The 8,427-nt window shown below is 71.9% G+C and carries 7 protein-coding genes; 2 read left to right on the top strand and 5 right to left on the bottom strand.

Features of this window, described 5'->3' with window-relative positions:
* Positions 1-61: 61 nt before the first annotated feature.
* The 3 genes from CCL05_RS41415 to CCL05_RS41425 form a co-directional block, all read right to left on the bottom strand.
* Complete coding sequence (locus CCL05_RS41415) at positions 62-2,098, bottom strand: DUF1996 domain-containing protein (RefSeq protein WP_086565716.1); 2,037 nt, start codon at positions 2,096-2,098, stop codon at positions 62-64.
* Positions 2,099-2,351: 253 nt separating this feature from the next.
* Positions 2,352-3,023, bottom strand: a complete 672-nt coding sequence (locus CCL05_RS41420) for a lytic polysaccharide monooxygenase auxiliary activity family 9 protein (protein WP_086565717.1) — start codon at positions 3,021-3,023, stop codon at positions 2,352-2,354.
* Positions 3,024-3,213: 190 nt separating this feature from the next.
* Entirely contained in the window at positions 3,214-3,846 is a 633-nt protein-coding gene (locus CCL05_RS41425) for a GNAT family N-acetyltransferase (protein WP_086565718.1), read from the bottom strand.
* A gap of 105 nt (positions 3,847-3,951) precedes the next feature.
* Between CCL05_RS41425 and CCL05_RS41430 the strand changes: the two genes are divergently transcribed.
* On the top strand, positions 3,952-5,055 hold the full coding sequence (locus CCL05_RS41430; protein ID WP_425275987.1) for a YihY/virulence factor BrkB family protein: 1,104 nt from the start codon (positions 3,952-3,954) through the stop codon (positions 5,053-5,055).
* Positions 5,056-5,060: 5 nt separating this feature from the next.
* Here the strand turns inward: CCL05_RS41430 and CCL05_RS41435 are convergent, their stop codons facing one another.
* Positions 5,061-5,513 carry a flavodoxin family protein gene (locus CCL05_RS41435; RefSeq protein ID WP_086565720.1) on the bottom strand — a complete coding sequence of 151 codons (453 nt, stop codon included), beginning with the start codon at positions 5,511-5,513 and terminating at the stop codon, positions 5,061-5,063.
* 95 nt (positions 5,514-5,608) lie between these two features.
* Here CCL05_RS41435 and CCL05_RS41440 point away from each other — a divergent pair, with 95 nt between their 5' ends.
* On the top strand, positions 5,609-6,058 hold the full coding sequence (locus tag CCL05_RS41440) for an SRPBCC family protein (RefSeq protein ID WP_086565721.1): 450 nt from the start codon (positions 5,609-5,611) through the stop codon (positions 6,056-6,058).
* Positions 6,059-6,119: 61 nt separating this feature from the next.
* On the opposite strand, the gene CCL05_RS41445 is transcribed toward CCL05_RS41440, so the two are convergent.
* Positions 6,120-8,427 (bottom strand): cation-translocating P-type ATPase (locus CCL05_RS41445; RefSeq protein WP_143590040.1); only part of this gene is annotated, 2,308 nt, incomplete at its 5' end.

Genomic DNA, 8,427 nt, shown 5'->3' on the forward strand with positions numbered 1-8,427 from the left:
AACGGCGGCGGGATCCGGGCCGGATCCCGCCGCCGTTCGCCGGTCGTGCCGGGGCTGTCTGTCAGCCTCGCCTGACGCGGCGCAGGACGACGAAGCCCGCGATGACCAGGACGGCGCCCGCCGCAGCCGGCCAGAGCTGGGCGCCGGTGTCGGCGAGGCCGCCACTGCCGACCGCCTGGGGCTCGGTCCGGGACGGGAGCGACGGGGTGGGAGCGGCGCTGGTCGCCGTTCCGACGGCCTGGGACCGGCCGAGGCCGTCCTCCGTGTCCTCGCCGGCCTCGTCCTTCGAGTCGCCCTGCTCACCGGCCTTCGCGGTGCCGCCGTCGGGGGTGGGCGTCGCGAACACCTCCGGTGCGTCGGTGCGCGGCGCGGCCGTGGGCGAGCCGCCCTGCTCCGGCTGCTGCGTCTGCTCCGGCTCGGGGGCGGGTTTGTTCGTCGCCGGCGGCTCGGCGGCCTCGCCCTTCCCGCCGCCGCCGTCGCCCTTCCCGCCGTCGGCCTTCCCGCCGTCGCCCGTGTCGCCGGGCTTTCCGCCGGCGTTGCCGTCCTGCGGGGCGTCCGGGGTACGGGTGGGCTGCTCCTGCGGGGCCTCGGGGGTCTTCGTCGGCTGCTCCTGCGGCTCCTCTTCCGGGGTGTCGCCCGGCTCGGCTTCCGCTCCGGCACCGCATGTGCGGCCGTCGTTGATGCAGTCGGCCATCTCCCGCATCAGATCCTCGTCGAAGACGTTGATGAAGTCGCCGTGGTCCGTGACCGGCTTGTGCAGCTGCTCCGGGAAGGAGTCCACCGCGAACAGCGGCGTCGTACGGCCGCCGTCCTCGAGGCTCGGCGCGTCGACGTCGTAGACGATGCGCTGGACCAGCTGCGGGATGGCCCGGAAGCCGGACGGGCAGGTGCCGGCGGCGTCCGTGAACGCCACGTGTGTGCGGTGGTTGGCGCTGTCGATGTTGCGGCCGTCCCAGCAGCTCTGGAACTTGAAGGTGCGCACCACGTCGCTGCCCCGCGGGCACAGCGGGTACTTGTCCTTCAGCTGCCGGTCCTCGAAGCCCGTGCAGCTCCAGGAGGCGTTGGCGTTGGCCGGGCCGTTGACGAACGACTTGGCGTCACCGGTGATGATGCGCAGCAGCCGCGGCATGGCGGTGACCTTGCCGCGCGGGTTCCCCACGAAGGTCAGCGTGACCTGCTTCGGCGTGACGATCTCGCCGGCGTTGCCCTCGATGCCGCCGCCGGGCGACTTGGCGTCCTGCTCCTGGGCGCCGTTCTGCAGACGCAACACAGGCCAGTAGTAGGAGGACTTGTCGCCCTGGTCGGCGCAACTGGTCTTGGCGTCCGCGAGGTCCTGGTCGCTGGCGAAGGCGTTGTTGGCCTGGTTTCCGACGTAGTCGTGGAAGTGGTGGGCGCCGTTGGTGACGCCCGGGGCGGCGATGATGTTGTCGGAGTTGAACAGGCCGTTCTCGTTCACGCCGCAGTCGGTGGCGAAGGAGCCCCGGGAGGCTTTCGTCCCCTGGCGGGGGCTGCCGACGCCCGGCTGGACGCTGGTGATGGGCGCGAAGTCGGCGGCAACGGGGCCGTTGCCCGCCTGTCCGCCGTTGCCGCCCTGAGCCCCCTCGTCCTGCCCGTCGCCCTGCTCCTGACCGTCCTGTCCCTGCTCCTGGCCGGGCTGTGGGCCGCCGTCGCCGTCCTGGCCCTCGCCCTGCGCGGGGGCCTGGTTGCCGGAGTCCCGTACGGTGCAGGCGGCGAGGGCGTCGAGCCCTTCGGGGCGGTCCCCCACCCGGTCGATGGCGATCGCGATGCGCTCAAGGGCCGCTGCCCGCTTGTCCTTCAGCGGGTTCATGATCGCGCTGTCGGCGAAGCCGGAGTCCTGCCGCACCTGCTGCGCGGAATCGCTCAGCCGCTGGTAGGCCTTGGCGATCTGCTCGTCCAGGAGGGCGAGTTCCTTGTCGACCTCCCCCCGCGCCTGTTCGGGGACCGAGGTCAGCTTGGTGCCGACGTCCGGGCAGTCGATCGTGGAGCCCGCGGTCGGGACCCCCGTACCGGACCGGGTCTGGGCGGAGTCGGCGCCCGAACCGCCGTCCGTGGCCGAGGCGTAGACGTTCGCCGCCATCAGGCCACCTCCGCCGAGGATCAGTGCGAATGCGGCGAAGGTCGCGCGTCGCGGGCCGGTAGGGCGTCTTCGCGTGTTGCGTCCCAAGGGTGCTCTCCTGCGCTTGTGGCGTACCGGGCATGAAAATCCCCTCGCCCCATACGTACGGGAGCACCGGCGCGTTCACGTCTCTCGAAAATTTTCGGAGAACTCTCATGAAGCCGCGAAACACCAGAACCCCGCCGGCCTCATGGGGCCGGCGGGGAACCGCAGGTCAGCGGAAGTTCACATCACTGCACAGGAAGTAGGTCTGGTCCATGTGCGACGCCTGCCAGACCGTGTAGACGACGTGCCGGCCGCTCAGGCCCGACGTGCTCACGGGGATTTCGTAGTTCTGGCTCGGCGCGTACTTGCCGGTGCGGGCGACGAGCCGGAGGTCGTTCCAGGTCAGCGGCTGGGTGGTGGGGTCGAAGCCCTGCCGTGTGACGTACACCAGGAAGTAGTCGGCGCCGTGGCTGGCCTGGTCGTAGAGCTTCACGGTGAAGTCGGCGCCGATGTCGGTCGTCTTCCAGGCGCCGACCGTGTCGAGGGAGTTGTACCGGCCGCCCTCGGTGCGTCCGCCGCTGCACAGCTGGCCGTCGGGGACCACGGCCTGGAAGTTGCCGGCCGAGCCGTTGCGGTACAGGCCGTTCCAGTTCCACATGGCGTTGGGGTTGTCCTGCCACGCCTGCCAGCACATGGGGTCCTGCTGTGCCATCGCGGGGTTCTGGAAGTCGCTGCCCCAGCGCAGCCAGCAGCCGTAGTTGCGGGAGGCCGGGTCGACGACCGAGCCGTGGGCGACGGCGGTGCCGCTCCAGGGGATGAGGCTGAGCAGCGCGGCGACCAGGACACTCAGGGCGAGCGTCAGGCGGGAACGAAACCTACGATCATGACCATGACAATTCATGATCTCCTTCTTTCGGATGTGGGGGTGTGATGCTCTCCATGTCGTTCGTGGGGGTGCGGGAGCGCGTGCGTGGGAGCGCTCCCGCAAGCACAGATTGCGCCCGATGCCCGGGGTCGGCAATGTGTGATTGCGCCACTTCCGTGTCTCCTGGCGCGTTCGATGCGTTCGACGCGTCCGACGGAGGGTTCTTTCAGAGCCGGTCGAGTTCCTTCGTGGTGCGGCCCAGGTAGGTGGCCGAGCCGAGCTCGGGGACATCGAGTTCGTGGAAGCCCATGCGGTCGTAGAAGGCCCTGGCCCGGGTGTTGGCGGTCGCCATGGCCAGGTGGACGGCCGGCACTCCCCTGTCCTGGAGGGTCGCCAGGAACGTCCGCATCAGGCGGCGGCCGTGGCCGCGCCCCTGCCACTCGGGCAGCAGGTCGATGTGCAGGTGGGCCGGGTAGGCGGCCAGTTCGGGGACCACCATCCGTTCGGGGTGGTGCAGCAGGCGGGCGATCGTCTCGTCCGGGGTGCGCGGCGGATGGGGCGGTTCCGGGTAGCGGCCGGCGACCAGTGGCAGCCATGTGGTGCGGAAGGCCTCGGCGAAGCGCGCGGTGTCCGCCGTGCCGAGGATGTAGCCGACCGCCTGCCCGTGCCCGTCGTCCAGCACGAAGGCCAGGTCCGGTTCCAGATGGACGTACGGAGCCGCGAAGGTGACCGGAAAGATGCCGGGGTCCGTGTAGTGGGGGCGGCTGTCCTGGCCGTGGTGCGCGGTGCGGACGCAGATGTCGGTCAGGGCCGGACGGTCCTCGGGGCGGTACGGGCGGATGGCGGGGAGCGTGGTCATGGCGGCATCGTGCCCGCTCTGGGAGCGCTCCCTCAATCCGAAATCGGAGGCCGGGGCGCCCTGGTGCGGCTTAACCGCACGGCTCGGGGTTACCCGGCCCCCATGGTGAAGCTGCATATTCCGGGACGAAAAGAACATCACGCGAGCCAGGCTCCGCCTCAGGACTCCGCTCCCGGCCGGGCTCACGCTCCGGCCGCGGAAAGGCCCGCTCCACGGCCGGAGCAGGAGCCCGGGCCCGGGCCCGAAGTGGAGCGGGCCGCGCCGGACAGCCCGAGTGAGCTTCCTCGGAAGTCGTGGGGTGCGGTGCTGAAGGGGAGCCTGCGGGAGTTCAAGGACGACGAGCTGACCGACCGGGCGGCCGCCCTGACGTACTACGGCGTGCTGGCGCTGTTCCCGGCGCTGCTGGTGCTGGTGTCGCTGCTCGGCATCACCGGCAAGTCGACCACGGACGCGGTGCTCGACAACGTCAAGCAGTTCGCCCCCGGCTCGGCGCGCGACATCATCACCCGGGCCGTCGAGCAGTTGCAGGGCAATGCCGGTATCGGCTCGCTGGTGGCGGTCGTCGGTCTCGTCGTCGCGGTGTGGTCGGCGTCCGGCTACGTGGCGGCGTTCATCCGCTCCGCCAACGCCGTCTACGACATGCCCGAGGGCCGGCCGGTGTGGAAGCTGCTGCCGGTGCGGGTGGCCGTGACGGTCGTGCTGATGGTGCTGGCCGTGATCAGCGCGCTGATCGTGGTGTTCACGGGCGCGCTGGCCCGGCAGGCCGGAACCGCGCTCGGGATCGGGGACACGGCGCTGACGGTGTGGTCGATCGCCAAGTGGCCCGCTCTGGTGGTGCTGGTCACGATCATGATCGCGATCCTGTACTGGGCGACCCCGAACGCCAAGGTGAAGGGGTTCCGCTGGATCACGCCGGGCAGTCTGCTGGCTCTGCTGATCTGGATGATCGCGTCGGCCGGCTTCGCGGTCTACGTGGCCAACTTCGCCTCGTACAACAAGACCTACGGCACGATGGCCGGCGTCATCGTCTTCCTGGTGTGGCTGTGGATCACCAACCTGGCGATCCTGCTGGGCCTGGAGTTCGACGCCGAGACGGTCCGGCAGCGGGCCATCGCCGGTGGTCTTCCGCCCGAGGAGGAGCCGTACACGCAGCCGCGTGACACCCGGGCGTGGGACGAACAGGACCGGCGCCGCATGGAAGAGACCTGATCCGTTCAGCCCATGAGTCCGGCGGCGACCGTGGCGCCAAGTTCCCAGCACTTCTCGATGTCGTCCTTGCCGGGCACGCCGGTCACGGTCACGGCCTCGGCGGCGCGGCGCCAGCCGAGGCCCGTCGTGATCGACTCGATGCCCCGCACGGCTCCGGTGACGTCGTTGCCGCCGTGCACGTAGTACCCGAAGGGCCGGCCGCGGGTCGCGTCGAGGCAGGGGTAGTACACCTGGTCGAAGAAGTGCTTGAGGGCGCCGGACATGTAGCCGAGGTTCGCGGGGGTGCCGAGGAGGTAGCCGTCTGCGGCGAGGACGTCGGAGGCGGTGGCGGCCAGGGCCGGCACGCGGACGGCCCGGACGCCCTCGATCTCGGGGTCGCTCGCCCCGGAGACGACGGCTTCGAACATCGCCTGGCAGTTCGGCGAGGGCGTGTGATGGACGATCAGCAAAGTGGCCACGTCACCCGACCTTACAAGTCGTGACGACCATGAGTGTCCGGCGCGAGATCTGGTACCCGTCCGTCGTTCTCCGTACGAGAAAGAGAGGTATCGCCTTGTCACAGGTAGAGGAATCCATCGAGGTCCGCGTCCCGGTGCACACCGCGTACAACCAGTGGACGCAGTTCGAGGACTTCCCCCAGTTCATGGACGGCGTGGAGCGCATCGAGCAGCGCACCGACACCCTGACGCACTGGGTGACCAAGGTCGGCGGCCAGGAGCGGGAGTTCGACGCGGAGATCACCGAGCAGATCCCCGACGAGCGCGTCGCCTGGACCACCGTGAACGGCGAGGCCCGGCAGGCCGGTGTGGTCACCTTCCACCGGATCCAGGACGACACGACCAAGGTCATGCTCCAGATGGAGTTCGACCCCAGCGGCGTGACCGAGACCGTGGGCGACAAGCTCGGGTTCGTGAAGCGGCAGGTCTCCGGTGATCTGCGGCGGTTCAAGCAGTTCATGGAGGCCCGGGGGACGGAGACCGGGGCCTGGCGCGGCGAGGTGTGATCAGCGAGAACGGCGGCCGCCACCACGGAACGTGGTGGCGGCCGCCTTCTGTCTTCGCCCGCTACGCAGCCGCCGGCCGGGCCACCCCGCTCTGGAGCCGTTCCCGGGCCTGCCGGGTGAGGTCGTTGAGGCGCAGGGCGAGTCGTGCCGCGGCCTCGTAGAGGGTGTGGACCGCCTGGAGGTGTTCCAGGCGCGGGGCCAGGGCCGAGAGGGCGATGGCCAGGGCCACGCCGGCCCAGCCGACGGGGCCCAGCGGGGTGCAGCCGAAGAAGCGGCTGACCCCGGGCGTCTGGACGAGGGCGGCGAGTACGGCGGCGGAGCCGAGGGCCGTGACCCACACCAGGGGGCTGTGGCGCCGACCGGAGAGGGTCTGCACGAGCTGGGCGCCGACCACACCGCACAGGGCCATGGTGGTGGACCGTCGTTCGGTGCCGGGGGTGAGGCGGCCGATGAGATACGCCGTGACCGCGCCGAGGCAGGTGGTGATGCCCCGGCGCCGGATGGAGCGCAGCAGCGGCGCGCCGAGGACGTCGAGACTCATCGGGCCGGTCGCGGCGTGCTCGGCCGTCGAGGGGTCGTCGCTCGGCGTGACCGCCACAGCCATGGCCGGGAACATGTCGGTGAGCAGGTTGACCAGCAGCAGCTGACGCGTCGACAGGGGCGAGGCGCCGGCCAGCAGGGTGCCGAGGACGCTGAAGCCGACCTCGCCGGCGTTGCCGCCGATGAGGATGCTCACCGCGTCGGCGACGCTGCGCCACAGGGCACGGCCCTCGGCGACCGCGTCCACCAGGACGGACAGGTCGCCGGAGGTGAGCACCAGGTCGGCGGCGTTGCGGGCGGCGGCGGAGCCGCGGGCCTCGACGCCGACCCCGACGTCGGCGGCGCGGATGGCGGCGGCGTCGTTGGCGCCGTCGCCGGCCATCGCCACGACCCGCCCGGCCTGCTGAAGGGCCTCCACGACGTGCAGCTTCTGCTCGGGTGCGACCCGGGCGATGACGCCGGCGCCGCGCAGCACCCGCACGCGTTCGCGGCGCTCCATGGCGACCAGTTCGTCGCCGGTCACGACCTCGGTCTCCTCCGGCCAGCCCAGTTGCAGGGCGATGGCGCGGGCGGTCTCCGGGTGGTCGCCGGTGAGCATGACGGGCAGGATTCCGGAGCGGCGCAGTGACGCGAGCAGGGCGTGCGAGGTCTCGCGGGGGACGTCGGCGAGGGCGACGAACCCGCTGAACTCCAGGTCCGCGAGCGGTGCGTCGAGTTCGGCGTCGGCGTCGCCGGCCCGGCAGGGGCGCCGGGCGACGGCGAGGACGCGCAGTCCCTTTCCCGCCAGTTCGTGGGCGGTGTCGGTCGTGCCGTCGGGGAGGTCCCGGCAGGCGGGCAGGATCGTCTCCGGGGCACCCTTGACGACGAGGAGTTCGCCGAAGTCCGGGTCGCCGTCGCGGCCGACCGCCGCGGCGTAGCCCCGCCGTGTCTCGAAGGGCAGCTCGCCGGTCGGTGTCCAGCCCTCGTCGGGCGGGGCGACGTCGAGGACGGCCTCGTCGGTGGCGTGCGCGACCCGGCGGCCCTCGCCCGTCTCCTCCTGCGGGCAGGCGCGGGCGGCCAGGCGCAGGAGCGGTTCGGCCTGTTCGGACTCCACGGGCAGGACGGTGCCGTCGGCGGTGGCGACGCGGACCAGGCGCAGTGTGTTCTCGGTGAGGGTGCCGGTCTTGTCGAAGCAGACGGTGTCGACCCGGCCGAGCGCCTCCAGGGTGCGCGGGGTGCGGACCAGGACGCCCCGCCGGGACAGCCGGCGGGCGGCGGCCATCTGCGCGACCGTCGCGACGAGCGGGAGTCCCTCCGGTACGGCGGCGACCGCGACCGCGACACCGCCGCTGACGGCGCGGCGTACGGGGCTGCCGCGCAGCAGGGACAGCCCGGTCACGGCCGCGCCGCCGGTGAAGGTCACCGGCAGTGCCTTGCGGGTCAGTTCCTGCAGCCGGGCCTGTACGCCGGCGGGCGGCGGGGTGCGGGCGGCGAGCGTGACGGCGCGGCCCGCCTCGGTCTGGTCGCCGGTGTCGACGACGAGGGCGGTGGCGCGCCCGGCGACGACGGTGGTGCCCTCGAACACCATGCAGGTGCGCTGGGCCACCGGCAGACCGGGGGTGGCGTCGACGGCCTTGGTGACCGGCAGGGACTCGCCGGTGAGCGCCGACTCGTCGACCTCGAGACCGTCGACGTCGAGCAGCCGGGCGTCGGCGGGCACGACGTCGCCGGCGCCGAGGGTGATCTCGTCGCCGGGCCGCAGCCGGGCCGCGTCGACGGTGACCGTGCGCCTGCGGCCGTCCCGCTTGCGGGCCTTGGGCTGCTGCCGGGCGGCCAGCCGGGCCAGTGCC

It is taken from the genome of Streptomyces africanus (genome assembly GCF_002150735.1).
Classification (GTDB): domain Bacteria; phylum Actinomycetota; class Actinomycetes; order Streptomycetales; family Streptomycetaceae; genus Streptomyces; species Streptomyces africanus.